The organism is Geodermatophilus sp. SYSU D00766 (genome assembly GCF_054049915.1).
On sequence record NZ_JBJGYI010000015.1, the window covers coordinates 20,778 to 46,983 of the forward strand.

The 26,206-nt window shown below is 75.7% G+C and carries 22 protein-coding genes, 1 tRNA gene and 2 riboswitches; of the genes, 18 read left to right on the top strand and 5 right to left on the bottom strand.

Annotated features, from left to right (window positions below; all coding sequences use genetic code 11):
- Nucleotides 1-143 precede the first annotated feature (143 nt).
- From ACI8AD_RS12975 to ACI8AD_RS13025, 11 genes are all read left to right on the top strand, one after another.
- On the top strand, nucleotides 144-1,397 hold the full coding sequence (locus ACI8AD_RS12975; RefSeq protein ID WP_456870943.1) for a hypothetical protein: 1,254 nt from the start codon (nucleotides 144-146) through the stop codon (nucleotides 1,395-1,397).
- Nucleotides 1,398-1,666: 269 nt separating this feature from the next.
- Nucleotides 1,667-3,139 (top strand): AAA family ATPase, encoded by a 1,473-nt coding sequence (locus tag ACI8AD_RS12980; protein ID WP_456870944.1) that lies wholly within the window; start codon nucleotides 1,667-1,669, stop codon nucleotides 3,137-3,139.
- A gap of 117 nt (nucleotides 3,140-3,256) precedes the next feature.
- Nucleotides 3,257-4,708 carry an NAD-dependent succinate-semialdehyde dehydrogenase gene (locus ACI8AD_RS12985; RefSeq protein ID WP_456870945.1) on the top strand — a complete coding sequence of 484 codons (1,452 nt, stop codon included), beginning with the start codon at nucleotides 3,257-3,259 and terminating at the stop codon, nucleotides 4,706-4,708.
- A 153-nt stretch (nucleotides 4,709-4,861) separates the two neighbouring features.
- A riboswitch (SAM riboswitch) is annotated at nucleotides 4,862-4,976 on the top strand.
- Between the two features lie 247 nt (nucleotides 4,977-5,223).
- Nucleotides 5,224-5,757: a GNAT family N-acetyltransferase gene (locus ACI8AD_RS12990; RefSeq protein ID WP_456870946.1), complete on the top strand. Its 534-nt coding sequence runs from the start codon at nucleotides 5,224-5,226 to the stop codon at nucleotides 5,755-5,757.
- The gene (locus ACI8AD_RS12995; RefSeq protein WP_456870947.1) at nucleotides 5,754-6,725 is read left to right on the top strand and encodes an amino acid ABC transporter permease; all 972 of its coding nucleotides are present in this window, start codon (nucleotides 5,754-5,756) and stop codon (nucleotides 6,723-6,725) included. The genes ACI8AD_RS12990 and ACI8AD_RS12995 overlap by 4 nt, the downstream gene beginning before the upstream one ends.
- The gene (locus tag ACI8AD_RS13000; protein WP_456870948.1) at nucleotides 6,722-7,501 is read left to right on the top strand and encodes an amino acid ABC transporter ATP-binding protein; all 780 of its coding nucleotides are present in this window, start codon (nucleotides 6,722-6,724) and stop codon (nucleotides 7,499-7,501) included. Before ACI8AD_RS12995 ends, ACI8AD_RS13000 begins: the two co-directional genes overlap by 4 nt.
- Before the next feature lie 89 nt (nucleotides 7,502-7,590).
- Nucleotides 7,591-8,571, top strand: a complete 981-nt coding sequence (locus tag ACI8AD_RS13005; RefSeq protein WP_456870949.1) for an ABC transporter substrate-binding protein — start codon at nucleotides 7,591-7,593, stop codon at nucleotides 8,569-8,571.
- An 8-nt stretch (nucleotides 8,572-8,579) separates the two neighbouring features.
- Nucleotides 8,580-8,774 carry a hypothetical protein gene (locus tag ACI8AD_RS13010; RefSeq protein WP_456870950.1) on the top strand — a complete coding sequence of 65 codons (195 nt, stop codon included), beginning with the start codon at nucleotides 8,580-8,582 and terminating at the stop codon, nucleotides 8,772-8,774.
- Nucleotides 8,771-9,907 (top strand): FAD-dependent oxidoreductase, encoded by a 1,137-nt coding sequence (locus ACI8AD_RS13015; RefSeq protein WP_456870951.1) that lies wholly within the window; start codon nucleotides 8,771-8,773, stop codon nucleotides 9,905-9,907. The genes ACI8AD_RS13010 and ACI8AD_RS13015 overlap by 4 nt, the downstream gene beginning before the upstream one ends.
- Nucleotides 9,908-9,936: 29 nt before the next feature.
- On the top strand, nucleotides 9,937-11,148 hold the full coding sequence (locus tag ACI8AD_RS13020; protein ID WP_456870952.1) for an LLM class flavin-dependent oxidoreductase: 1,212 nt from the start codon (nucleotides 9,937-9,939) through the stop codon (nucleotides 11,146-11,148).
- A gap of 11 nt (nucleotides 11,149-11,159) precedes the next feature.
- The gene (locus ACI8AD_RS13025) at nucleotides 11,160-12,503 is read left to right on the top strand and encodes an NtaA/DmoA family FMN-dependent monooxygenase (protein WP_456870953.1); all 1,344 of its coding nucleotides are present in this window, start codon (nucleotides 11,160-11,162) and stop codon (nucleotides 12,501-12,503) included.
- Here ACI8AD_RS13025 and ACI8AD_RS13030 read toward each other — a convergent pair.
- Together ACI8AD_RS13030 and ACI8AD_RS13035 are read right to left on the bottom strand one after the other, a co-directional pair.
- A complete protein-coding gene (locus tag ACI8AD_RS13030; RefSeq protein WP_456870954.1) occupies nucleotides 12,500-13,585 on the bottom strand; it encodes an LLM class flavin-dependent oxidoreductase in 1,086 nt (361 codons plus the stop codon). The two genes, ACI8AD_RS13025 and ACI8AD_RS13030, sit on opposite strands and share 4 nt — an antisense overlap.
- Before the next feature lie 3 nt (nucleotides 13,586-13,588).
- Nucleotides 13,589-14,080: an NADPH-dependent FMN reductase gene (locus ACI8AD_RS13035; RefSeq protein WP_456870955.1), complete on the bottom strand. Its 492-nt coding sequence runs from the start codon at nucleotides 14,078-14,080 to the stop codon at nucleotides 13,589-13,591.
- A gap of 69 nt (nucleotides 14,081-14,149) precedes the next feature.
- A riboswitch (SAM riboswitch) is annotated at nucleotides 14,150-14,263 on the top strand.
- Nucleotides 14,264-14,295: 32 nt separating this feature from the next.
- Between ACI8AD_RS13035 and ACI8AD_RS13040 the strand changes: the two genes are divergently transcribed.
- Together ACI8AD_RS13040 and ACI8AD_RS13045 are read left to right on the top strand one after the other, a co-directional pair.
- Nucleotides 14,296-15,657, top strand: a complete 1,362-nt coding sequence (locus ACI8AD_RS13040; protein ID WP_456870956.1) for an aminotransferase class V-fold PLP-dependent enzyme — start codon at nucleotides 14,296-14,298, stop codon at nucleotides 15,655-15,657.
- A 181-nt stretch (nucleotides 15,658-15,838) separates the two neighbouring features.
- On the top strand, nucleotides 15,839-17,713 hold the full coding sequence (locus ACI8AD_RS13045) for an FAD/NAD(P)-binding protein (protein WP_456870957.1): 1,875 nt from the start codon (nucleotides 15,839-15,841) through the stop codon (nucleotides 17,711-17,713).
- A gap of 79 nt (nucleotides 17,714-17,792) precedes the next feature.
- On the opposite strand, the gene ACI8AD_RS13050 is transcribed toward ACI8AD_RS13045, so the two are convergent.
- The 3 genes from ACI8AD_RS13050 to ACI8AD_RS13060 form a co-directional block, all read right to left on the bottom strand.
- Nucleotides 17,793-17,864: transfer RNA gene (locus ACI8AD_RS13050), tRNA-Arg, on the bottom strand.
- A 52-nt stretch (nucleotides 17,865-17,916) separates the two neighbouring features.
- Nucleotides 17,917-18,612, bottom strand: coding sequence for a DUF305 domain-containing protein (locus tag ACI8AD_RS13055; RefSeq protein ID WP_456870958.1), 696 nt, complete (start codon nucleotides 18,610-18,612; stop codon nucleotides 17,917-17,919).
- A gap of 7 nt (nucleotides 18,613-18,619) precedes the next feature.
- The gene (locus tag ACI8AD_RS13060) at nucleotides 18,620-19,438 is read right to left on the bottom strand and encodes a DUF3105 domain-containing protein (RefSeq protein WP_456870959.1); all 819 of its coding nucleotides are present in this window, start codon (nucleotides 19,436-19,438) and stop codon (nucleotides 18,620-18,622) included.
- Between the two features lie 181 nt (nucleotides 19,439-19,619).
- On the opposite strand from ACI8AD_RS13060, the gene argS reads away from it, so the two are divergent.
- The 5 genes from argS to thrB are packed head-to-tail and all read left to right on the top strand — an operon-like array spanning nucleotide 19,620 to nucleotide 26,059.
- A complete protein-coding gene (gene argS / locus ACI8AD_RS13065; RefSeq protein ID WP_456870960.1) occupies nucleotides 19,620-21,281 on the top strand; it encodes an arginine--tRNA ligase in 1,662 nt (553 codons plus the stop codon).
- Nucleotides 21,278-22,768, top strand: coding sequence for a diaminopimelate decarboxylase (lysA, locus tag ACI8AD_RS13070; protein ID WP_456870961.1), 1,491 nt, complete (start codon nucleotides 21,278-21,280; stop codon nucleotides 22,766-22,768). Before argS ends, lysA begins: the two co-directional genes overlap by 4 nt.
- Entirely contained in the window at nucleotides 22,765-24,057 is a 1,293-nt protein-coding gene (locus ACI8AD_RS13075) for a homoserine dehydrogenase (RefSeq protein WP_456870962.1), read from the top strand. The genes lysA and ACI8AD_RS13075 overlap by 4 nt, the downstream gene beginning before the upstream one ends.
- On the top strand, nucleotides 24,054-25,133 hold the full coding sequence (gene thrC / locus ACI8AD_RS13080) for a threonine synthase (RefSeq protein WP_456870963.1): 1,080 nt from the start codon (nucleotides 24,054-24,056) through the stop codon (nucleotides 25,131-25,133). Before ACI8AD_RS13075 ends, thrC begins: the two co-directional genes overlap by 4 nt.
- Nucleotides 25,130-26,059 (top strand): homoserine kinase, encoded by a 930-nt coding sequence (thrB, locus tag ACI8AD_RS13085; RefSeq protein ID WP_456870964.1) that lies wholly within the window; start codon nucleotides 25,130-25,132, stop codon nucleotides 26,057-26,059. Before thrC ends, thrB begins: the two co-directional genes overlap by 4 nt.
- Nucleotides 26,060-26,206: the final 147 nt, after the last annotated feature.

The window sequence follows — 26,206 nt, forward strand, 5'->3', positions numbered from 1 at the left end:
ACCGGCACGCTAACCGGGCGTCGCGGGAGTCCCGGAACGGGCCAGGTGCCGCTACGGTGCGTCCGGTCACCCTGACGGCGGGTGGCGTGGGCACGGGGGCCTGTGTGCTGGGGGGACGTCGTGCGCACCACCGGGAACGACCCGTGCGGGAACTGAGGCGGCGCGCCCTGCTGGGCTGGGCCGGGGCGTCGCTGCTGGCCGCGGGCGGCTGCCGCGCCGCGGAGCGCTCGTTCACGAAGGCCGCGGCGACGACCTCCGCACCCGCGACCACCCCTGCGCCGCCGCCGCCCGTCCCCGCGCCGGAGCCCGTCCCCCCGCCGGCACCGGAGCCCCGGCTGATCGGTGACGGCTCGACCGCCGACACCGGTCCCCAGCCCCACCAGCCGGTTCCCCAGAAGCTGGCGCCGGGCGAGCGGCCGCCGCAGTTCGTCGTGTTCTCCTGGGACGGCGCGGCCAACCTCGCCACCGGTCAGTTCCCCCGGTTCCGGCAGCTCGCGCAGGAGCTCGGCGCGTCGATGACCTTCTTCCTCACCGGGCTGTACGCGCTGCCCGCGGAGCAGCGGATGCAGTACGCGCCGCCGCGGCACCCCGTCGGGGCCTCCGACATCGGCTTCCTGTCGACGCAGGAGGTGCTCGACACCGTGGCCGAGGTGCGCCTCGCCTGGCTGGACGGGCACGAGATCGGCACCCACTTCAACGGCCACTTCTGCGGCGAGGACGGCGTCCGGCTCTGGTCGCCGGAGGACTGGACCAGCGAGATCGCCCAGGCCAAGCGGTTCGTGCAGACCTGGAAGACCACGACGGGCCGCGGCGACCTGCCGCCGCTGCCCTTCGACTACGACGTCGAGCTGGTCGGGGGCCGCACCCCGTGCCTGCAGGGCCAGGACGCCCTGCTGCCGAGCGCCGCCGCGCTCGGGTGGCGCTACGACGCCAGCTCACCCGGGGGGTCGCAGGTGTGGCCCGGGAAGCAGCTCGGCCTGTGGGACCTCCCGCTGCCGTCGGTGCCCTTCCCGGCGAGGGGCTCCAGCGTGCTCGCCATGGACTACAACATCATGTTCCAGCAGACCCGCGGGGACACCGCCGGCGACCCGGCGATGCACGGCACCTGGCGGCAGCAGGCCCTGGAGGCCTACCTCGCCGGGTTCGAGCGGGCCTACACGACCAACCGGGCGCCGCTGTTCATCGGCAACCACTTCGAGCAGTGGAACGGCGGCATCTACATGGACGCGGTCGAGGAGACGCTGCGGGCCGTCGCCGGCCGGCCCGAGGTGCGGCTGGTGTCCTTCCGCCAGCTCGTGGACTGGCTGGACGTGCAGGACCCCGCCGTCCTGGACCGGCTGCGGACGCTGCCGGTCGGCACGGCCCCCGCCGGCGGCTGGGAGTCCTTCCTGGCCTGACCCGGGCAGCCGGGGGCGCGCACACGTGGGCGGACGGGACACCACCGGCCGGGTGAGCAGTCGTGGTCGGTGACCCGCACGGGCACGCCGTGCCCACCGACCGCGACTGCTCGGTGGGGCCCGAGCCCGTCCGCCGAGCGCGACCGGTCCACCGGGAGCGGCAGCGCATCCCGCACCTAGTGCCGGACGGGTCCCCGTGCAGCAGCGCAGCAGTGCGGTGATCGCTACGCTCCGCCGCTACGTCCGACCGACCGGGAGCAGGGAGCGCCGTGGCGAACGAGGCATCGCAGACCGAGGCCAGGGAGTTCGCCGCGGGGCTGCGGTCGCTGCTCGACTGGCTGCACCTCACCGGGGAGGGAGCGCGCAACGAGGTCGTCACGCTGGTGCAGGAGACGCTGGGTCCCGAGCGCCTGCAGCAGTCGGTGGTCGCACGGGAGCTCCCGCCCCTCGAGCACGTCAACCTGCAGACCGCCCTCGACGCCTGGACCGCGACCGGCGGGCGCTCGGTGGAGGTGCGCGGCGTGGTGCTCCCGCCGCACTACGCCGGGATCGACCTGCAGCAGCTGATGACCGGCGAGGGACTGCCCCCGGTGCGCCTGAGCGCTCCCTCCGTGGTCGACCTGCCGAACGGCCCGGACTCCACGCTGGCCTGCCTGCGCACGGCCCTGCTGCTGGTCACCGACGACGCCGGCCGGTACGTACTGCTCGTACAGGGGCCGAGCGAGCACGAGCCGCGGCTGCGCGTCGAGGTCGCCGGGCTGCCGGTGCAGCAGGCGCAGGCTGTGCTGGCCGAGATCGACCGGCTGCGCCGCGAGCTCAACGTGTACCGCGGCCGGCTGGTCGAGGTCACCCAGGGGCCGATGGGCCAGGTCGTGCTCACCTTCCTCGACCCGCCGGAGCTGCACCGCGACGAGGTCGTGCTGCCCGCCGCCGTCCTCGACCGCGTCGAGCGGCACGCCCTGGGCGTGGCCGCGCACCGCGCGGGCCTGCGCGCGGCGGGGCAGCACCTCAAGCGCGGCCTGCTCCTCTACGGACCGCCGGGCACCGGCAAGACCCACACCGTGCGCTACCTGCTGGGCCGGATGGAGGGCTACACCCGGCTGCTGCTCACCGGGCGGTCGCTCGGCATGGTCGGCTCGATCACCGACCTGGCCCGCGACCTGCAGCCGGCCGTGGTGGTGCTCGAGGACGTCGACCTCGTCGCCATGGACCGCTCCTTCGGCCCCGGCGGCAGCCCCGTGCTGTTCGACCTGCTCGACGCCATGGACGGCGCCGCCCCGGACGCCGACCTGCTCTTCGTCCTGACCACCAACCGGGCCGACCTGCTCGAGCCGGCCCTGGCCGCGCGGCCCGGGCGCATCGACGTCGCCGTCGACGTCGACCTGCCCGACGCTGCGGCCCGCCGCCGGCTGCTGGAGCTCTACGGCCGCGCCGTGCCGCTGCAGCTGTCGGAGGACGACGTCACCGGCGCCGTCGACCGCACCGAGGGCGTGACGGCGTCGTTCCTCAAGGAGCTGCTGCGCCGCGCCGTCCTGGAGGCGCTGCACGAGCAGGACCCGCTCGACCGGGTCACCGCCGTGCACCTCACCCGCGCCCTCGACGACCTGCTCGACAGCACCCAGGCGGTGACCCGCACCCTGCTCGGCGTGGGCGGCGAGGCCGCCGTCGCGGGCGACGGGGCCGAGCCCGGCCTCCCGCACCCCGTCGTGTTCACCGGCTCGTACGGCCCCTTCCGCCGCTGACCGACACCCGGGAGGGGTGGGCGCCCGGTCCGCGGGTGACACCATCGCCCGGCGGCGGAACGGCGCCGCGGACCCGACCCCCGGTCCTCGGATCGGTCAGCCAGTGAGGTGGGCGCCATGACGCAGGAGCCAGGTCGCACGATCCACGTCGACGGGGAGTGGCGCCCCGCCGACGGCGGCGCGACGTTCCCCGTCACGAACCCGGCCACCGGCGAGGTCCTGGGCCGGGCGAGCGACGGCGACCGGACCGACACCGCCGCCGCGATCGCCGCCGCGGAGCGAGCGCTGCCGGCCTGGTCGGGCGCGACCGCCTACGAGCGCGCGGCGGTCCTCGCGAGGGCCGACGCCCTGATGCGGGAGCGGCGCAGGGACCTGGCCGCGCTGATGACCCGTGAGCAGGGCAAGCCGCTCAAGGCGGCGATGAACGAGGTCGCCTACGCGGCGGACTTCCTGGCCTGGTTCGCCGAGGAGGCCAAGCGCGTCGGGGGTGTCACGATCCCCTCGGCGCGGGCCGACCAGCGGTTCGTGACGATGCGCCAGGCGGTCGGCGTGGTCGCGGCCATCACGCCGTGGAACTACCCGGTCTCGATGCTCACCCGCAAGCTCGCCCCCGCCGTCGCCGCCGGGTGCACCTCGGTGCTCAAGCCCGCCGAGCAGACCCCGCTCTGCGCGGTGGCGACCGTGCAGGTGCTCGTCGACGCGGGGCTGCCCGCCGGGGTGGTCAACATGGTCACCACCAGCCGCCCGGCGGAGGTCGGTGACGCGCTGCTGGACTCCCCGGTGGTCCGAAAGCTGACCTTCACCGGCTCCACCGCCGTCGGGAAGGTGCTGGTGGCGAAGGCCGCCGCCACGCTCAAGCGGGTCTCGGTGGAGCTGGGCGGGCACGCGCCGTTCATCGTCTTCGGTGACGCGGACCCGGTGCGGGCGGCCAAGGGGGCCGCGCTGGTCAAGTTCCTCAACACCGGCCAGGCGTGCATCAGCCCGAACCGCATCTACGTCCACCGCTCCCTCTACGACACCTTCGTCGCCACCCTCGAGCAGCGGATCGCGGCGCTGCGGGTCGGTCGCGGCGACCAGGAGGGCATCTCCGTCGGCCCGCTGATCGACGAGCGCGCCGTCGCCAAGATGGAGGCGCAGGTCGACGACGCCCGGACCCGCGGCGCCCGGGTCGTCGCCGGGGGCGAGCGGCTGCAGGTCGAGGGGCTCGCCGGCACGACCTTCTTCTCGCCCACGCTGCTGGCCGACGTGACGCCGGACATGCTCGTCTCCCGCGAGGAGACCTTCGGCCCCATCGCCGCGGTCACCCCGTTCGACGACGAGGACGAGGTCGTCGCGCGAGCGAACGACACCGAGTACGGCCTGGCCGCGTACGTCTACACCAACGACCTGTCCACCGCGATCCGGGTGACCGAGAAGCTGCGCTTCGGGATGGTGGGCGTCAACGACATCAACCCGACGTCGGCCGCCGCTCCCTTCGGCGGCGTCAAGGCCAGCGGGCTGGGGCGTGAGGGCGGCTACGAGGGCATCGACGAGTACCTCGACACCAAGCTCGTCGGCATCGCGGTCTGACGCTCGGCACCCACGCCGACTGACCACGGGGCGAGGTCCTCGTGGGCCGTTGGCAGGGGGTGTGCGCCGCGGAGGGCCACCGTGGGCCGGTCCGATCTGCACCAAGTCGATGGGAATTGACGGGATTACCGGCGGCGCCTAGATTGGCGCGCAGGTCCAGAGCGTCAGCGTCAAGCCCCGGCTCGCTGACCGGCAACCCTCCGCTGGGACGGGGTGCCCCGGGTGACGACCAGGCGGGTGCGCACCGTGCGCCCCGCAAGTCCAGCCGCCCCTCCCGGGGCCCGACAGAGGAGCCCAGCCGTGGGACACGGGAGCACGAGCAGCGTGCGCGCCCTCTCGCTCGACCTGGTCGGCCGACCGACCGTCGACCTGCACCGCACCGACAGCGCGCTCTGTCGCTGACCTCCTGACCTCCCGACCGTAGAAGGACCCTCCTGCCCCCCGCTGCTCGCACGCTCGCAGCGGGGCCCTGCAGGACGGCCACACCCTCACCTGTTCCTGTCAGGAGCTCCGTCATGTCCGCACCACCGCTCGAGGTGGCCTCCGTCCACCCCGACGACCCCCTGGCCGCGCCCCTGTTCGCCGAGCTCGCCGCCGAGTACGACGCCCGCTACGGCGACCTGTTCGGCGGTGCCCACGAGGAGCTGACCCGCTACCCGGTCGAGGAGTTCCTGCCGCCCGACGGCGAGCTGGTGCTCCTGCTGGCCGGCGGCACACCCGTCGCCGGTGGCGCCTACCGCCGGCACGCCGACCCCGGCACCGCCGAGGTGAAGCGCATGTGGACGGCGGCCACCCACCGCCGCCGCGGCCTGGCGCGGCAGGTGCTCGCCGAGCTCGAGACGCGCGCGGCGGCACGCGGCTACTCGCGCCTGTTCCTCACCACCGGCCCGCGCCAGCCCGAGGCCAAGGCGCTGTACCTGACGGCCGGCTGGACCCCGCTGTTCGACCCGGCCGTGCCCCGTCCCACCGACCTGGCCGTGCTGAGCCGGCTGCCCGTCGCCGAGCGCGTGTACGCGTTCGACAAGCAGCTGCCGGGAGGTGGGGCGTGACCACCCTGCTGCCCCGCTCCGACACCGCCGCGCCACCGGCGGGCGGGACGCCCTACGACCGGCTGCGGGTCGTGCCCGCCCGGCACCCGGCGCGCTGGGTGGCCACCGCGGTCGTCGCCGTCCTCCTCGCGATGGTCGTCAACTCGCTGGTGACCAACCCCCGGTGGGAGTGGGACGTCGTCGGCGCCTACCTCACCGAGGAGTCGATCGTCCGCGGCGTCTGGACGACGGTGCAGCTGACGCTGATCACCGCCGTGCTGGGCTTCGCGCTCGGGACGGTGCTGGCGCTCATGCGGCTGTCCCGCTCGCCCCTGCTGCAGGCGGTCAGCTGGGGCTACACCTGGGTGTTCCGCTCGGTGCCGCTGATCCTGCAGCTGCTGCTCTGGTACAACCTCGCCTACCTCTACCGGTCGCTGGACGTCGGCATCCCGTTCGGCCCGTCGTTCGCCAGCGTCGAGACGCTCTCGCTGATCGACAAGTTCGGCGCGGCCGTCCTGGGCCTGGCCCTGCACCAGGCGGCCTACTCGGCGGAGATCGTCCGGGCCGGGATCCTCAGCGTCGACCAGGGCCAGCTGGAGGCCGCCGCCTCGCTCGGCATCCCGAAGCGCCGGCAGACCACCCGCATCGTCCTCCCGCAGGCGATGCGCTCGATCGTGCCGACGGCGGTCAACGAGGTGATCGGCCTGTTCAAGGGCACCTCGATCGTCTACGTCCTGGCGCTCGGCGAGCTCTTCTACACCGTCAGCGTGATCTACGGCCGCACCCAGCGGGTGCTGCCGATGCTCCTGGTGGCCGCCGTCTGGTACGTCGTCCTCACCACGGTCGTCACGGTCGTCCAGTACTACGTGGAGCGGTACTACGCCCGCGGCGCCCTCCGCACCCTGCCCCCGACGCCGCTGCAGCGACTGCGCGCCAACCTGACCGCGGGCCTCGCCCGCGTCCGTCCGGCCCGCGAGGTGTCCCGGTGACCACGGTCGCCGCCCGCCGCGGGCGGGTCGAGGTCCACGGCGTGCACAAGTCCTACGCGGGCGTCGAGGTGCTGCACGGCGTCGACTTGGTCGTCCAGCCCGGCACGGTCACCGTCGTCCTCGGGCCCTCCGGGTCGGGCAAGTCGACGCTGCTGCGCAGCATCAACCACCTGGAGAAGGTCGACCGCGGCTTCGTCGCCCTCGACGGCGAGCTCGTCGGCTACCGCCGCCGGGGCGACACCCTGCACGAGCTCAAGGAGAAGGACCTGCTCCGGCAGCGCACCCGGTTCGGGTTCGTCTTCCAGTCCTTCAACCTGTTCCCGCACCTCACCGCGCTGGAGAACGTGGTGGAGGCGCCGGTCTCGGCGCAGGGCCGGCCGCGCGCCGAGGTCGAGGCCGAGGCCCGCGAGCTGCTCGCCCGCGTGGGCCTCGCCGACCGGGCCGGGGCCCACCCCCGGCAGCTGTCCGGCGGGCAGCAGCAGCGGGTCGCGATCGCCCGGGCCCTGGCCATGCACCCGGCGGTGCTGCTGTTCGACGAGCCCACCTCGGCGCTGGACCCCGAGCTCGTCGGCGAGGTGCTCCGCGTCATCGAGGACCTCGCCCGCGGCGGCACCACGATGATCGTCGTCACCCACGAGGTCGGCTTCGCCCGCCGGGCCGCCGACCGGGTGGTCTTCATGGCCGACGGCCGCATCGTCGAGGCCGGCCCGCCGCAGCAGGTGCTCGACCACCCCGCGCACGAACGGACCCGCGCCTTCCTCGCGCAGGTCCTCTGACCCTCCCCGTCCCCACCCCCGGACGGCGCAGCGCGCGCCGCCCGTCGCCGGCACGCGCCCGCGTGCCCCTGCCGGAAGAGAGAACGACCGTGATCGCCCGTACCCGACGAGTCCCGCTCGCCACCGCCCTGGCCGCTGCCTCCCTCCTCGCGCTGAGCGCCTGCAGCAGCGCCGCGGACATCGAGGAGGCCCGCGCGGAGGAGGACACCGGCAGCAGCGCGCTGGCAGTGGACACCAGCCCCGAGCAGGACCGCGTGCGCACGACCGAGAGCGACGAGGCGGTCGCCCTGCTGCCGCCGCAGGTCGCCGAGGACGGCGTCCTGACCGTCGCCGTCGGCGCCTTCACCGCGCCGCTGAGCTTCCTGGCCGACGACAACGCGACGGTCATCGGCAACGAGCCCGACATCGCCCAGCTCGTCGCCGACGGCCTCGGGCTGGACCTGGAGCTGGTGACCACGGACTGGTCCAACTGGCCGCTGGCCACCCAGTCCGGGGACGTGGAGGTCACGATCGCCAACGTCACGGTGACCGAGGAGCGCAAGGAGCTGTTCGACTTCTCCTCCTACCGCGTCGACGAGCTCGCCTTCCAGGCGCGCACCGGCTCCGGCCTGGTCGTCGACGAGCCGGCCGACGTCGCCGGCCTGACCATCGCGGTCGGGTCGGGCACCAACCAGGAGAAGATCCTGCTGGCCTGGGACGAGCAGAACCGGGCGGCCGGCCTCGAGCCGGTCGTCGTCCAGTACTTCGAGAACGACGGCGACACCACCCTGGCGCTGCAGTCAGGCCGGCTGGACCTGACCTTCGGCCCGAACGCCACCGCCGCCTACAAGGCCGCCGTCTCCCCGGACGAGTTCGAGGTGGTCGGCACGGTCAACGGCGGCTGGCCGCAGACCGCGCAGATCGCCGTCGCGACCGCCAAGGGCAACGGCCTCGCGCCTGCGGTCACCGCCGCGCTCAACGCCGCCATCGACGACGGCAGCTACGCGGAGGTCCTCGAGCGGTGGGGCCTCACCAGCGAGGCGATCGAGCGCGCCGAGACCAACCCGCCCGGCCTGCCGGCCGAGGACTGAGCGCACCCGTGGGCACCCCCTCGCGCGGTCCCCGCCGCCGTCCCCGTCCGGACCCCGTCCCCGCCCTGCCGGTGCGCACCGCGCTGGTGCTCTCCGTCATCGTCGGCACCTCGGCCTGCGCGGCGCCGGCCCGGGCCGACGTACCGGCGGTCGACGTGTCGGTGGTCGACGTCCCGGTGGTCGGGGCGCAGGTGGCATCGTGACGCAGGTGGGCACCCCGCGCCGCACCGACGTCGTGGTGGTCGGCGGCGGCGTGATGGGCTCGGCGGCCGCCTGGTCGCTGGCACGCCGCGGCCGCGACGTCGTCCTGCTCGAGCAGTTCGGCCCCGGGCACGACCTCGGCGCCTCGCACGGCCGCGCCCGCATCTACCGCAGCACCTACGCCGAGCGGCACCACCAGGCGCTGGTCGCCGAGGCGCGGCGGCGGTGGGCCGAGCTCGAGGACGAGACCGGCCGGCGCGTGCTCCACCCGGGACCCGGGGTCGCCACCGCGGCCCCCGCGGGCCAGGCGCGGCTGCGCGGGGTGGCGACGGCGATGCAGCGCGCCGGCGTGGAGCACGAGTGGCTCCCCGCCGCGGGGGCCGCGCGGCGCTGGCCCGGGCTGCGCTTCCCCGGCCCCGTGCTGCACGAGCCGCACACCGCCGGCCGGGTCGACGCCGACGCCGCCGTCGCCGCGCTGCAGGAGGCGGCCGCCGCGCACGGCGCCGTCGTCGGGCACCACCGCCGGGTCACCGCGGTGCTGCCCGACGGCGACGGCGTCCGGGTCCGCCAGGCCGCCGGCGGCGACGTGCGCGCCCGGGTCGCCGTCGTGACCGCCGGCGCCTGGACCCCGGAGGTCCTCGGCCCGGCGTTCCCGGTGCCGCCGCTGCGCGTCACCGAGGAGCAGCCGGCGCACTTCCGCGCGCTGTCGGCGGACCTGGTCTGGCCGTCGTTCACCAGCGACCCCGACCCCGCCGAGGGCTGGCCGGCCGGGGTCTACGGCCTGGCCAGCCCCGGCGACGGCGTCAAGGTCGGCTTCCACGGCTCGGGCGCGGTGTGCACGCCCGGCACCCGGGACCGCCGCCCCGACCCCGCACGGCTGGCCCGGCTGCAGGAGTACGTGTGCCGCTGGCTGCCCGGGCTCGACCCCGACTCCGCCGAGCCGGTCAGCTGCACCTACACCAGCACCGCCACCGGCGAGTTCGTCCTCGACCGGGTGGGACCGGTCGTCGTCGGCGCCGGGTTCAGCGGCCACGGCCTCAAGTCCGCGCCCGCCGTCGGCCGGGTGCTCGCCGACCTCGCGCTGGGACAGCCCGGCGTCCCCGCCCTCCAGCTCGCCGCGCACGCCGCCGGCTGACCACCACCGACCCGGGAGGACCCGTCCCCGTGACCGAACCGCTCCACCTCGCCGTCGCTCTCGACGGCGCCGGCTGGCACCCCGCCGCCTGGCGCGAGCCCGACGCCCGCCCGGCCGAGCTCCTCACCCCCGGCTACTGGACCGACCTCGTCCGCGAGGCCGAGGCCGGCCTGCTCGACCTGGTCACCATCGAGGACTCGCTCGCGCTGCAGTCCGACGACCGGTTCCGGCCCGACGACCGCACCGACCGGGTGCGCGGCCGCCTCGACGCCGTCCTCGTCGCCGCGCGCATCGCGCCGCTGACCCGCCACATCGGGCTGGTGCCGACCGCGGTGGTCACGCACACCGAGCCGTTCCACCTGTCCAAGGCGATCGCCACCCTCGACTTCGTGAGCGGTGGCCGCGCCGGCGTGCGGGTGCAGGTGTCGCTGGCGCAGCACGAGGCGCGGCTGGTCGGCCGGCGTTCGTTCCCGGAGCTGACCGGCGTCGACCGCCACGACCCGGCGGTGCAGCAGGTGCTGCGCGACGCCTTCGCCGAGGCCGCCGACTGGGTCGAGGTGGTCCGCCGGCTCTGGGACAGCTGGGAGGACGACGCGGAGATCCGCGACGTCGCCACCGGCCGGTTCGTCGACCGGGACAAGCTGCACTACGTCGACTTCACGGGCCGGTTCTTCTCGGTCAAGGGCCCCTCGATCACCCCGCGGCCGCCGCAGGGCCAGCCGCCGGTCGCGGCGCTGGCGCACCAGCGCATCCCCTACGAGCTGGTCGGCTCCTCGGCCGACCTCGGCTTCGTCACGCCGCGGGACGCCGACGACGCCCGAGGAATCGTGGCCGAGGTGCGCCGGGCGCAGGCGGCCGCGGGCCGCGCCGGGGAGCGGGTGCACGTGCTCGGCGACGTCGTCGTCTTCCTCGACGACGACGCGGCCGCCGCCCGGGCGCGCAAGGAGCGCCTCGACGAGCGGGCGGGCGCGGAGTACCGCAGCGACGCGCTGGTCGTCACCGGCACGCCGGCGGAGCTGGCCGACCTGCTGCAGGAGTGGGCTGCCGCGGGGCTCACCGGCGCCCGGCTGCGTCCGGGCGCGCTGCCGCACGACCTCACCGCGATCACCCGCGGCCTGGTGCCCGAGCTGCAGCGCCGCGGTGCCTTCCGGACCGCCTACCCGACCGGCACGGGGGCGACGACGCTGCGTGGGCTGCTCGGCCTGCCGCGGCCCACCAACCGCTACGCCACCGTCGCCTGAGGGGAACGACCGTGACCAAGCAGGTGCACCTCGCCGCGCACTTCCCGGGCGTCAACAACACCACCGTGTGGAGTGACCCGGCATCGGGCAGCCAGATCGAGTTCAGCTCGTTCGTCCACTTCGCGCAGACCGCCGAGCGGGGGAAGTTCGACTTCCTCTTCCTCGCCGAGGGGCTGCGGCTGCGCGAGCAGAACGGGTCCATCTACGACCTCGACGTCGTCGGCCGGCCGGACACGTTCACCGTGCTGGCCGCCCTCGGCGCGGTCACCGAGCGGCTGGGCCTGACCGGGACCATCAACTCGACGTTCAACGAGCCCGTCGAGGTGGCCCGCCAGTTCGCCAGCCTCGACCACCTCACCGGCGGGCGCGCCGCCTGGAACGTCGTCACGTCGTGGGACGCCTTCACCGGCGAGAACTTCCGCCGCGGCGGGTTCCTGCCGCAGGACCAGCGCTACGACCGGGCCCGCACGTTCCTGCAGACGACGTGGGAGCTGTTCGACTCCTGGCGCGGCGACGAGATCGTGGCCGACAGGGAGTCCGGCGTCTTCCTGCGCGACCCGCACCCGGGCGCGTTCGCGCACTCCGACGCGCACTTCGACATCGCCGGGCAGTTCTCCGTCCCGCGCAGCCCGCAGGGCCGGCCGGTGGTCTTCCAGGCGGGGGACTCCGAGGAGGGCCGGGAGTTCGCCGCGTCGTCGGCCGACGCGATCTTCAGCCGGCACGGTGCCAAGGAGGCCGGCCAGGCGTTCTACCGCGACGTCAAGGGCCGGCTGGGGAGGTACGGGCGCACGCCGGACCAGCTGCTCATCCTCCCGGCGGCCACCTTCGTCGTCGGGGACACCGATGCCGAGGCCGCGGAGCTGGCCCACGAGATCCGCCGCCAGCAGGTGTCCGGGCAGACGGCGCTGCGGTTCCTCGAGCAGGTGTGGAACCGCGACCTGTCCGCCCTCGACCCCGACGGCCCGCTGCCCGACGTCGACCCGCTGGTGGGGGAGACCCACGTCGCGCAGGGGCGGGCTCAGGTGCGCATGTACCGCGACCCGCTGGCCACCGCGCGGCAGTGGCGCGAGCTCGCCGCGGAGAAGGGCTACTCGATCCGCGAGCTGATGACCGAGGTGCAGAGCCGGCAGTCGTTCATCGGCAGTGCGCAGACGGTGGCCGAGCAGATCGACGACCTCGTGCAGTCCGACGCGGCCGACGGGTTCATCCTCGTGCCGCACCTGGTGCCCGGCGGGCTGGACCCCTTCGTCGACTCGGTCGTCCCGCTGCTGCAGGAGCGGGGCGTCTTCCGCGCCGACTACGAGGGGACGACGCTGCGCGAGCACCTCGGCCTCGCGCCGCTGGGACAGGCCTAGCGGGCGGCGAGGAGGGGCAGCAGCTCCTCGCCGACCCGCCACGCCTCCTCCAGGTGCGGGTAGCCGGACAGGACGAACTCGTCGAGGCCGAGGGCGGCGTACTCGGCGAGCCGCTCGGCGACCTGCTCGTGGCTGCCCACCAGTGCGGTGGCCGCGCCTTCCCGCACCAGGCCGATGCCGGCCCACAGGTTGGGCGCCACCTCCAGGGAGCGGGCGCCGTCGCCGGCCCGGCCGCCGTGCAGGGAGGTCATCCGCGCCTGGCCGACCGAGTCCATCCGGGCGAAGCGCTCCTGGGTGGCCGCGATCGCCGATCGCGGCATCCCGGCGAGCATCCGGTCGGCCTCGGCCCAGGCCTGCTCGGGGGTGTCGCGGCTGACCACGTGCAGGCGCACGCCGAACCGCAGCGTGCGCCCGTGTCGTGCGGCCTGCTCCCGGACCCGCTCGATGCGCGGGGCGGCCATGGCCGGCGGCTCGCCCCACAGCAGGTAGCGGTCGACCCATCGGGCGGTCACCTCCTCGGCGGCCGGTGACGCACCGCCGAGGTACACCGGGGGGACGACGTCCGGGGGCCGGGTGAGGCCGGCGCCCTCCACCCGCACGTGCCGCCCGGCCAGGTCGAACCGCTCCCCGGCCAGGCAGCGGCGGAGCACCTCGAGGAACTCACCGGTGCGCTCGTAGCGCTCGTCGTGGCCGAGGAAGTCGCCGTAGGCCCGCTGCTCGACCGGGTCGCCCCCGGTCACCACGTTGAGCCGCAGCCGGCCGCCGGACAGCCGCTGGAAGGTGGCCGCCTGCTGGGCCGCCAGGGTGGGGAGCACGAAGCCGGGGCGGAAGGCGACGAGGAACTCCAGCCGCGAGGTGAGCGGCAGCAGCGCCGAGCACAGCACCCAGGCGTCCTCGCAGCCCGAGCCGGTCGGGGTGAGCACCGCGGTGAACCCGCTCTGCTCGGCCGCCTGGGCGACCGCCGCCAGGTACGGGAGCGTCGGCCTCCGGCGCAGCGCCCCCGCGTTGTGCCCCCGGTCGGTGGTCGCCGGGCCGACGTCCCGGCCGTCGCCGCGGCTGGGCAGGAACCAGTGCACCTCCACGGCTCAGCCCCGCCGCGCGGCGGCGACCTGCGGCGCGGCGGTGGCCAGCCACGGCGCCAGCGCCGCCGGGTCGTCCCAGCTCTTCTCCACCAGGTACAGGCCCCGGGTCGGCGCGGTCGCCCCGAGCTCGACGAGCACGGGCTTGAGCAGCAGCTCCGGCGCCAGGGCGTGGGTCGGGCCGCCGCCGAGCATCAGCGGGACGGCGACCACGCCGGCGAGCTCGCCGGTGCCGACCTGGTCGAGGAAGAGCTTGAGCAGCCCGGTGTAGGTGGCCTTGTAGGTCGGGCTGGCGACGACGGCGACCTCGGCGGCCTTCAGCGCCTCGACCGCCCCGCCGACCGCCGGGTCCCCCCAGCCGAGCAGGCCCGGCCCGAGGTCGATGACGTCGACGACGACGTCGGGCGGGGTGCCGGTGAGCCGCTCGACCACCAGCTCGGCCGCGGCCCGGGTGCGGGAACGGGGCTTGGGGTTGCCGACGACGGCGATCGTGCCCATGCCGCCCAGTGAACTACACCAAGCCGATCGGGTTTGACGGGTATCGGGCCGCCTGGCATCCTCGGACGCGGTCACGAGTGCCAGCGCGAAGCCCCGGCTCGCTGGCCGGCAACCCTCCTCCGCGATGGGGTGCCCCGGGTGACGACCAGGCGGCTGCCGCCCGGCAGTCCGCAAGCGCGGACCCGCTCCGGGTCCCGGCCCGCCAGGAGTGCCGCATGACCAGCGCCGTCCTCGACCGACCCTGCCGCACCGCGCCCGCGGGGGAGGCGCCCCTGCTGCCGCTCGTCGGCGCCGGCACCCCGGTGCCGCTGGTGACCGGCGGCAGCGTCCCCTACGCCGACCTGGACACCGCGGCCAGCACCCGGGCGCTCCCGGCCGTCGCCGACCGGGTGGCCGAGGTGCTGCCGCGCTACGCCAGCGTCCACCGCGGCGCCGGCTGGCTCTCCCAGGTCTCCACCGCCGTGTACGAGGCCGCCCGCGCCGTCGTGGCCGGCTTCGTCGGCGCCCGGGCCGACGACGTCTGCGTGCTCACCCGGCACACCACCGACGCGCTCAACCTGCTGGCCGGCGCGGTGCCGGCGGGCGCCTCGGTGCTCGTCCTCGACTGCGAGCACCACGCCGACCTGCTGCCCTGGCAGCGCCGCGGCCCGGCCACCGTGCTGCCCGTGCAGGCCACGGTCACCGCGACCCTGCGCGCCCTGGGCGACGAGCTCGCCCGCGGGCGCCACGTGCTGCTGGCGGTCACCGGCGCGTCCAACGTGACCGGGGAGGCCCTGCCGCTCGACGAGGTGGTCGCCCTCGCGCACGCCGCGGGCACCCGCGTCGCCGTCGACGGCGCCCAGCTGGTCCCGCACCGCCGGTTCTCCCTCGCCGCCACCGGCGCGGACTGGGTGGCCTTCTCCGGCCACAAGCTCTACGCCCCGTTCGGCACCGGCGCGCTGGTCGGCCGCCGCGACTGGCTCGACGCCGCGCCCGCCCACCTCGCCGGGGGCGGGGCGGTGCACGACGTCACGGTCGACGACGTCGCGTGGGCCCCCGCGCCGCACCGGCACGAGGGCGGCTCGCCGAACGTGCTGGGCGCCGTGGCGCTGGCCGAGGCGTGCCGGACCCTGGCCGCGCTGCCGGCCGGGGCGCTGGAGCGGCACGAGCGGGCGCTGCGCGAGCGGCTGGTCGACGGCCTGACCGCGCTGCCGGGCGTGCGCGTGCTGCGGATCTGGGCCGACTCGGCCGACCCGACCGGCGTCGTGTCCTTCACCGTGGCCGGCGCCGACCCGGGCCTGGTCGCGGCGTACCTGTCGGCCGAGCACGGCATCGGGGTGCGCGACGGCCGGTTCTGCGCCCACCCGCTGCTCGCCCGGCTGGGCGTGCCCGAGGGGGCGCTGCGGGCCAGCGTGGGCGTGGGCACCAGCGCTGCCGACGTCGACCGCCTGCCGGCCGCCCTCGAGGCGTTCCTGGCCGCCGGGCCGCGGGTGGCCTACGCGCGCCGCGACGGCCGTTGGCAGCCGGCCGACGACCCGCGCCGCCTCGCGGACGCCGCCGCCCTCGGCCGCGGCGCCGGCTGCGGGGACCCGCGGTGACCCGGGGAAGCACGGCGACCGGCCGTCTGTTGACCCAGGAGGAGGAGAGGAGGGGACACGTGCGCCGACCGGCCCTGTCGCGACGCCGGCACATCGACCTGCGCCGCACCTGCAGCGCCCTCTGCCGGGCCCGCTGACCGACCGCCCTGTCCGCGTCGTCCCGGCCTGGAGCCCTCCTCCGATGCCCCTCCCGCCTCCCCGCCCCGCCGTCCTCTGCGTCGTCGGCGCCGGCCCCACCGCCGTCGGTGTCCTCGAGCGCCTGGTCGCCAACGCGGCCGGGCTGCGCGGCGGCCGCCCCCTCGAGGTCCACCTGGTCGACCCCCACCCGCCCGGCGGCGGCCGCGTCTGGCGGGCCGAGCAGCCGCGCCTGCTGTGGGCCAACTCCCTCGTCGCCGACGTCACCGTGCTGCCCGACCGCTCGGTCGTCGTCGACGGCCCGGTGGGGGAGGGGACCACCCTGTGGCAGTGGGTCGAGCGCGTCGGCCGGGCGCTGCCCGAGGCCGATCCGGTCGGCGCCGAGGCGCGGCGGCTCGCCCCGACGTCGTTCCCGTCCCGGCCGCTGGTCAACGCCTACCTGGGCTGGGTCCTCGAGCAGGTCGTGGCCGCCGGCGCCCCGGAGGTCGCGGTGCACCGCCACCGGCAGCGGGCGGTCGACGTGCGGCCCCGGCCCGACGGCGCCGACGTCGTGCTCGCCGACGGGCGGGTGCTCGCCGCCGACGCGGTCCTGCTGGCCCAGGGCCACCTCGACGCGGACCCCTCCGCCGCCGAGCGGGCCACCGAGCGCTGGGCCGCCGCCCGCGGGCTCACCTACGTGCCGCCCGGCTACACCGCCGACCTGGACCTGTCGGTCCTGCGGCCCGGCGAGGACGTGCTCGTGCGCGGCGCCGGGCTGGCGTTCGTCGACCTCGTCGTGCTGCTCACCAGCGGCCGGGGCGGCCGGTTCGAGCGCGGCGACGACGGCCGGCTGCGCTACCTGGCCTCCGGGCAGGAGCCGGTGCTGCACGTCGGGTCCCGCCGCGGGGTGCCCTACCGGTCGAAGCTCGGCTACGTCTGGCCGGGCCCGCCGGTCCCCCTGCGCTTCTTCACCCCGGCGGCGATCGAGGAGGCGTTCGGCCCGGGCCGGCTGGACCTGCGCGCGGACCTCGCCCCGGTCATCGAGCGCGAGCTCGCCTGGGCGCACTACACCGAGCTGTTCCGCGCCCACCCGGAGCGGACGCGGATGGCGTGGGACCAGTTCGCCGAGCGCTTCGCCGCCGACCCGAGCGGCGTGGACGCGCTGGTCGAGCGGGCCGTCCCCGACCCGGCGGACCGCTTCGACCTGCCCGCGCGCAACCGGCCGCTGGCCGGCCGGCGGTTCGCCGACGGCGAGGAGCTGCAGCAGTGGGAGCGGGCTCACGTCCGCGCCGACCTCGCCCGCGCCGCGGACCCGGCGTACAGCCCGGACGCCGCGGTGTTCACCGCGCTGCTGTTCTGCCACGGCACCGTGGTCACCCTGGCCGCAACCGGCCGGCTCACCCCGCGGTCGGAGGCCGAGGACGTGGCCGGCTGGTGGATGAACCTCTTCAGCTACCTGGCCAGCGGCCCGCCGGCGCCGCGGCTGGAGGAGCTGCTGGCGCTCTCCGAGGCCGGCGTCGTGCGCTTCCTCGGCGCCGACGTGCGGATCGACCTCGACGCCGCCACCGGCCTGTTCCGCGCCCGGTCGGCCAGCGTGGCGGCCGTCACCGAGGCCCGCGCCCTGGTCGAGGCGCGGCTGCCCGCCCCCGACGTCGCCACCACGCCGGACCCGCTGGTCAGCGGCCTGCTGCGGCGTGGCGAGGCGGCGGGCCGCGGCAGCGGGGGCCGGCTGCACGTCGACGTCACCCAGCGCCTGGTCGACGCCGCCGGCGTCCCGAACCCCCGGGTCTTCGCCGCCGGCTTCTGGACCTCCGGTGCGCAGGTGGCGGCCTTCGCCCGGCCGGGCACCAATGCCCCGTTCTTCCGGCAGAACGACGCGCTCGCGCGTGCGCTCTGGCAGGTGCTCGCCCCGGCGGAGGCCGCGGTGGAGATCGCCTCCTGACGGCGCCCGGCCGCGGCACCCGACCACCTGGACCAGGACGAGAACGGCCCGGACGGAGGACCGTCCGGGCCGTACGACGTGCCCCCGGCAGGATTCGAACCTGCGCACCCGCCTCCGGAGGGCGGTGCTCTATCCCCTGAGCTACGGGGGCTCGGGGCAGGGGAGAAGTTACCAGCCGCCCCCGCCCGTCCCGACGGCGGGACTCAGGGCGCCGGCAGCGGCGTCCCGCCCCGCGCGGTGAGCATGTCGACCATCGTCGTCACCTCGGCGCTCTGCGTGTCGGCGATGGAGCGCGCCAGCGTGCGCACCGCAGGCTCGGCCGCGTGCTGGGCGGCGTACTGCGCCATGTCGAAGCCGCCCTGGTGGTGGCGGATCATCAGCCGCAGGAACTCCACGTCGAACGCCGTCCCGGTCAGCGACCGCAGGTCGGCCAGCTCCGCCTCGGTGGCCATCCCGGGCATGAGCGCGCCGTCCGCGCCGTCCATCGACGACATGTCGTGCCCGGCGTGCCCGCCGCCCATCCAGGCCATGTGCTCCCCGCCGGAGCGCGGCAGCCCCCACAGCGACAGCCAGCCCTCCATCCGGCCGGCCTGGTTGGTCTGCGTGCTGGAGATGTCGAAGGCCAGCTGCCGGACCTCGGGGTCGGTGCTGCGCTCGAGCGCCAGGTTGGCCATCTCCACGCCCTGCCGGTGGTGCACCGCCATGTCGCGGGAGAAGCCGGCGTCGACCGAGTCCACGGTCGGCGCCGGGTCCTGGCCGATGCCCAGGCCCACCGCCAGCCCGCCGCCGAGGGCCACCAGCGCGACGGCGATGAGGGCCAGCAGGGCGGCGCGCAGCCCGCGGCCGCGCGGGCGCGGGGCCGGGGCGTCCTGCTCGGGGCGGACGGCGGTGGCGGTCATCGGGACCTCACTCCGTGGTCGAGGCGTCCGCCGCGGCGGTGGGCGTCGTCGGCGCGTCGGTGGTCATCGCGTCCGCGCCGCGGCTCGGGTCGCCGACGACCAGCGGGTCGGCCACGAACGTCGGGTTCTCGCAGCTGGCGCCGATCTCGGGGTAGTGGCCCTCGACCTCGCCGTTGAAGGTGAGGAAGTCGGCGAACTGCTCGATGCGCGGGTCGTCGACCGAGTCCACCTTCAGCTGGTGGTTCCACGACTGCAGGCTCACCGCGGAGTCCAGGCCCGCGTAGGGGGACAGCAGCCGGCCCGAGACGCCGTCGACCAGGTCGGCCAGCTTCTCGACGTCGTCGCCGGACACCCGCTCGGGGTCGTAGGCGATCCACACGGCGCCGTGCTCCATGGAGTGGACGGCGTTCTCGTGCCGGACGTCGACGTCGTAGACGGTGCCGGTGCAGTCGGCCCACTCGCCGTCGTGCGGCCCGCCCACCGGCGGCGACTGCTCGTACTCGACCGGGGTGGACACGTGCTCCTGGCCGGCGGCGTAGTCGAAGCTCTCGATGCCGGCGATCTCGTCGAGGGAGTCGATGCGCTCGGCGTCGGACTGGCGCACCTGCACGACGGCGTAGGTGATGGCCGCGACGGCGAAGACCACGACGGCGACCGCGGCGGCGATCAGGCCCCACGGCCGCTGCTGGGTGACCACCTGCGTCGGCGGGCGGGTGCGCCCGCGGCCCGCCGACGACCTCGTCGCCGACGCCGGTCGCGCGCCGGACCCGGACCGGCTCGACCCGCCCCCGGCGCGGCCGGCATCGGGCTTGCGGTCCTTGGCCACGTGTTCTCCTCAGTGCTGGTCGAGTGGTGTGTCCGCCGGTCGTGGCGCAGCATGGGTGCGCGCCGGCGCGGCAGGGCTCGCGCCTGCCCTCGCCCGCGAGTCTAGGTCGCGTACCTGTGCAGTCCCTGGGACCACGGGTGCGGCGGGGAAGCGGGTCGCGCCCGCTGCGTACGATCCCCAGGTGACACCGGAGCAGTTGCGCGACCTCGTCCGGGCCGTCGTCGCGGCGGTCGTCGAGCGCGGCACGCTCGCCGTCGCCGTCCCCGACGAGGTCGTCGTCGAGCGTCCCAGGAACCCCGAGCACGGTGACTACGCCACCAACGTGGCGCTCCGCCTGGCCAAGCCCGCCGGCCGCCCGCCGCGCGAGGTGGCCGAGGCCCTCGCCGAGGAGCTGCGCACCCGGCCGGGGATCGAGCGGGTCGACGTCGCCGGCCCCGGCTTCCTCAACGTCACCCTCGCGCAGGGCGCGCTGGGCCGGATCGCCGTCGAGGCGGTCACCGCGGGGGAGGCCTACGGCTCCACCGCCACCCTGGCCGGGCAGCGGCTGAACCTGGAGTTCGTGTCGGCCAACCCGACCGGCCCGGTGCACATCGGCGGCACCCGCTGGGCCGCGGTCGGCGACGCCCTCGGCCGGCTGCTGGAGGCCAGCGGCGCCACGGTCACGCGGGAGTACTACTTCAACGACGCCGGCGCGCAGATCGACCGCTTCGCGCAGAGCCTGATGGCCGCCGCCGCCGGCCGGCCCGTGCCCGAGGACGGCTACGCCGGCGACTACATCGGTGAGATCGCCGCCGAGGTCGTCGCCGCCGAGCCCGGTGTGCTGGAGCTGCCCGAGGCGCAGCAGCAGGAGCGGTTCCGCGAGCGCGGCGTCGAGCTGATGTTCGCCGAGATCAAGCGCACGCTGGCCGCGTTCGGCGTCGAGTTCGACGTCTACTTCAGCGAGCGCACGCTGCACGAGACCGGCGCGCTGGAGAAGGCGATCGCGCGGCTGCGCGAGAACGGGCACGTCTACGAGGCCGACGGCGCCGTCTGGCTGCGCACCACCGACTTCGGCGACGACAAGGACCGGCCGCTGGTCAAGAGCGACGGCGACCCGACCTACTTCGCCGCCGACTGCGCCTACTACCTCGACAAGCGCGCCCGCGGCTTCGACAAGGTCGTGATCATGCTGGGCGCCGACCACGCCGGGTACGTGGGCCGGTACAAGGCGCTGGTCGCCGCGGTCGGCGACGACCCCGAGGCCAACCTGGAGATCCTGCTCGGCCAGCTGGTCAACCTCGTCCGCGACGGCGAGCCGGTGCGGATGAGCAAGCGCGCCGGCACCGTCGTCCTGCTCGAGGACCTCATGGAGGCCGTCGGGGCCGACGCCGCCCGCTACGCCCTGGCCCGGGCCTCGGTCGACCAGCAGATCGACCTCGACCTGGACCTGTGGAGCCGGCAGACCAACGACAACCCGGTCTTCTACGTCCAGTACGCGCACGCCCGGATCTCCTCGGTGCTGCGCAACGCCGCCGACCTCGGCATCGCGCTGGGCGAGCCCGCCGACGTCGACGTCGCGCAGCTGACCCACGAGCGGGAGAACGACCTGCTGCGGGCGCTCGGTGAGTTCCCGCGGGTGCTGACCTCGGCCGCGGAGCTGCGCGCCCCGCACCGGGTGGCCCGCTACCTGGAGGAGCTGGCCGGCACCTACCACCGCTTCTACGACTCCTGCCGCGTGCTGCCCCGCGGCGACGAGGAGGCGACCCCGCTGACCGTCGCCCGGCTGTGGCTGTGCGCGGCCACCGCGGTGGTGCTGCGCAACGGCCTCGGCGTGCTCGGCGTCTCGGCCCCGGAGCGGATGTGAGGGCGCACCCGGCCGGGCCGCTGCACGGCGCGTTCTCCCCGCCGCCGGCGGCCGGCACCCCGCCGACCGACCTCGGCGCGCTCGACCCGGCGGTCTGGCCGCGCTCGGCCCGCCGCGTCGACGGCGAGCTGCACCTGGCCGGGAGGCCGGTCACCGAGCTGGCCCGGGCGCACGGCACCCCGCTGTTCGTGCTCGACGAGGACGACTTCCGCGGCCGGGCCGCGGACTTCGCCACCGCCTTCGACGACGCCGACGTCCACTACGCGTCCAAGGCGTTCCTCTGCGGGCAGGTGGCCCGCTGGATCGCCGACGACGGGCTGCACCTGGACGCCTGCAGCGGCAACGAGCTCACCGTCGCCCTGGCCGCCGGGTTCCCCGCCGGGCGGATCGCGCTGCACGGCAACAACAAGTCCCTGGTCGAGCTGCAGCTGGCCGTCGACGCCGGCATCGGCCGGGTCGTCGTCGACTCCTTCGACGAGATCGACCGGCTGGTGCCGATGGCCGCCGCGCGGGTGGCCGCCGGAGGCGCGCCGGTGCCGGTGCTGATCCGCACCACCGTGGGCATCGAGGCGCACACCCACGAGTTCATCGCCACCGCCCACGAGGACCAGAAGTTCGGCTTCTCCCTGGCCACCGGCGACGCGCTGACCGCCGCCGTCCGGGTCATCCGCGAGCCGGCGCTGCACCTGGCGGGGCTGCACAGCCACATCGGCTCGCAGATCTTCGACACCGCCGGCTTCGAGGCCGCCGCGCACCGCGTCGTCGGGCTGCTGGGCCAGGTGCACCAGGCCACCGGCGAGCTGCTCGGCGAGCTCAACCTCGGCGGCGGCTTCGGCATCGCCTACGTGCCCGACGACGACCCGGTGACCCCGGCCGACGTCGCCCGCCGGCTGCGCACCGTCGTCGCGGCCGAGTGCGCGGCGCTCGACCTGCCGGTGCCGCGGTTGGCCGTCGAGCCGGGACGCGCCATCGCCGGCCCGGGCACGGTCACGCTCTACGAGATCGGCACGATCAAGCCGGTCCGCCTGGGCAGCGGCAGTCACGGGGCCCCGCCGGTGCGCAACTACGTGTCGGTCGACGGCGGCATGAGCGACAACATCCGCACCGCCCTCTACGACGCCGACTACACCTGCGTGCTGGCCAACCGCACCTCCGACGCCGCGCCGGCGCTGTGCCGCGTCGTCGGCAAGCACTGCGAGAGCGGCGACGTGCTGGTCCGCGACCTGTGGCTGCCCTCCGACGTGCAGCCCGGCGACCTGCTCGCCGTCGCCGCCACCGGCGCCTACTGCTGGTCGATGGCGAGCAACTACAACTACCTGCTCAAGCCGCCGGTCGTCGCGGTGCGGGACGGCGTCGCCACCGAGATCGTCCGGCGTCAGACACTGTCGGACGTGTTCGCCCTCGACGCCGTCCTCGCGAACCGGCCGGCGCCCTCCCCGGCGCCCGACCAGCCCGCGCCCGAGCACCCCGTGGGAGCCCGGTCGTGACCGCCCCGCTGCGGGTGGCGCTGCTCGGCTGCGGCACGGTCGGCGGCGCGGTGCTGCGGCTGGTCGGCGAGCAGGCCGCCGACCTCGCCGCCCGCGTCGGCCGCCCGGTGGAGGTCGCCGGGGTCGCCGTCCGCCGTCCCGACCGGCACCCCGAGGTGCCCGCGGAGCTGCTCACCACCGACGCGCTGGGCCTGGTCACCCGCGACGACGTCGACCTCGTCGTCGAGGTGATCGGCGGCATCGAGCCGGCGCGCTCGCTGATCCAGGCCGCGATCGAGGCCGGCAAGTCGGTGGTCAGCGCCAACAAGGCGCTGCTGGCCGAGGACGGCGTCGCGCTGCACGCCGCGGCGGCCAAGGCCGGCGTCGACCTGTACTACGAGGCGTCGGTGGCCGGGGCGATCCCGCTGCTGCGGCCGCTGCGCGAGTCGCTGGCCGGTGACCAGATCCGCCGGGTCGTGGGCATCGTCAACGGCACCACCAACTACATCCTGTCGCGGATGGCCGAGACCGGCGCCGGGTTCAGCGAGGCGCTGGCCGAGGCCACCGAGCTCGGCTACGCCGAGGCCGACCCGACCGCCGACGTCGACGGGTTCGACGCCGCGGCCAAGGCCGCGATCCTCGCCTCGCTGGCCTTCCACTCGGCGGTCACCGCCTCCGACGTGCACCGCGAGGGCATCTCCGCGGTCACCGCCACCGACGTCGCCCGCGCCGCCGAGATCGGCTGCACGGTGAAGCTGCTCGCCATCTGCGAGCGCGTCGGGGGGCCCGACGGGGAGTCGGTCGCCGTCCGCGTGCACCCGGCGATGATCCCGACCAGCCACCCGCTGGCCGCCGTCGGCGGGGCGTTCAACGCCGTCTTCGTGGAGGCCGAGGCCGCCGGGCAGCTGATGTTCTACGGGCAGGGCGCCGGAGGGGAACCGACCGCCAGCGCCGTCCTCGGCGACCTCGTCGCCGTCGCCCGCAACCGGGTGGCCGGGGCTGCGGGTGCCGGCCCGACCGCCTACGCCGAGCTGCCGACCCGGCCGATCGCCGAGACGCCCACCCGCTACCACGTGAGCCTCGACGTCGCCGACGTGCCCGGCGTGCTGGCGACGGTGGCCACCGAGTTCGCCCGGCACGAGGTCAGCATCGCCACCGTCCGCCAGGACGGCCACGGCGACGCCGCGACGCTGGTCATCGTCACCCACGGCGCCCCCGACGCGGCGCTGTCGGCGACCATCGCCGCGCTGCGGGAGATGCCCGCGGTCCGCGCGGTCACCAGCGTGCTCAGGGTGGAGGGGCTGTCATGACGGGGACGCTGCCCGGTGCCGTCTCACCGGTCTGGCCGGGGCTGATCGAGGCCTACCGGTCCCGGCTGCCGGTCAGCCCGGCGACGCCGGTGGTGACGCTGCACGAGGGCGCCACGCCGCTGGTGCCGGCGCCGGAGCTGTCCCGGCGCACCGGCTGCGAGGTGTTCCTCAAGGTCGAGGGCGCCAACCCGACCGGGTCGTTCAAGGACCGCGGGATGACGATGGCCATCACCAAGGCCCGCGAGGAGGGCGCGCAGGCGGTCATCTGCGCCTCCACCGGCAACACCAGCGCCAGCGCCGCCGCGTACGCCGCGCGCGCCGGCATGGTCTGCGCCGTCCTCGTGCCGCAGGGCAAGATCGCGCTCGGCAAGCTCGCCCAGGCCCTGGTGCACGGCGCCAAGCTGCTGCAGGTCGACGGCAACTTCGACGACTGCCTCGCGCTGGCCAGCAAGCTCGCCATCGACTACCCGGTCAGCCTGGTCAACAGCGTCAACCAGTACCGCATCGAGGGGCAGAAGACCGCGTCCTTCGAGGTCGTCGACGTCCTCGGCGACGCCCCCGACGTGCACTGCCTGCCGGTCGGCAACGCCGGCAACATCACCGCCTACTGGCAGGGCTACCGCGAGTACGCCGACGACGGCCCCGCCACCCGGCGGCCGCGGATGTGGGGCTTCCAGGCCGCCGGCGCGGCACCGATCGTCACCGGCCAGGTGGTCGAGCGGCCGCAGACCATCGCGACGGCGATCCGCATCGGCAACCCGGCGTCGTGGACCAAGGCGCTGGCCGCCCGCGACGAGTCCGGCGGGCGCATCGACGCCGTCACCGACCGGGAGATCCTCGCCGCGTACCGGCTGCTGGCCCGCACCGAGGCGGTCTTCGTCGAGCCGGCCTCGGCGGCGTCGGTCGCCGGGCTGCTCAAGGTGGCCGCGGACGGCGGGCTCGAGCCCGGGCAGCGGGTCGTGTGCACGGTGACCGGCAACGGGCTCAAGGACCCCGAGTGGGCCATCTCCGGTGCGCCGGTGCCGGTGACCATCCCGGTCGACGCCGCCGCGGCCGCCGCGCAGCTCGGTCTGTGAGCGGCCCCGCCGTCCGGGTGCGGGTCCCCGCCACCAGCGCCAACCTGGGCCCCGCCTTCGACTGCGCCGGCCTCGCGCTGACCCTGCACGACGTCGTCGAGTTCGCCGTCGCCGACGCCGGGCTCTCCGTCGAGGTCTCCGGCGTCGGCGCGGGGGAGCTGCCCGCCGACGAGCGGCACCTCGTCGTCCGGTCCTTCCGCGCCGCGTGCGACCTGCTCGGCTGGTCGCCGCCGGGCCTGCGGGTGCGCGCGGTCAACGCCGTCCCGCAGGGCCGGGGGATGGGCTCGTCGGCGGCGGCCGTCGTCGCCGGGGTGGTCGGCGCGTTCGAGCTGTGCCCCGGCGCCGGGGCCCGGGACGACGGCGCGGTGCTGCGGCTGGTGTCGGAGCTGGAGGGGCACCCCGACAACGTGGCCGCGTGCCTGCTGGGCGGGGCCACGCTGTCGTGGACGACGCCCGACGGTGCCCGGGCCGACCGGCTGCCGGTCAGCGACGAGGTGCTGCCCGTGGTGCTCGTCCCCGAGGGGACGCTGTCGACGCACACCGCGCGCACGCTGCTGCCGGCGGCGGTGCCGCACTGCGACGCCGCGTACAACGCCGCCCGCGCCGCGCTGCTGGTGCACGCGCTCATCGCCGAGCCGGGGCTGCTGCTCGAGGCGACCGACGACCGGCTCCACCAGCGCCAGCGCGCCGCCGCCATGCCCGGCACCCTGGCCCTGGTCGACCGGCTGCGGGCGGCCGGCCACGCCGCCGTCGTCTCCGGCGCCGGCCCGAGCGTCCTGGTGCTCACCCGTCGCCGGCCCGGTGACGACCCGGACCCGCGCGAGGTGAGGTCGCTCACCCCGGACGGGTGGCGGGTGTACCCCCTCGAGGTGGACCACGGCGGGGCCCGCGTGACCCCCGTGCCGTCTGGGGTATCGTCTTCGTAACGAGGAACACTCCGCTGGACAGCGGTGTTGTCCCGACCGTGGGGCGAGCCTAGTCTTTCCGGCGTAGCCGCCTCCGGGCGAGCCTCGCGCGGAACGTTGCAGACGGCCTTCCTGTCGACGCACCCCCGCTCCGCACCCACTCGATCC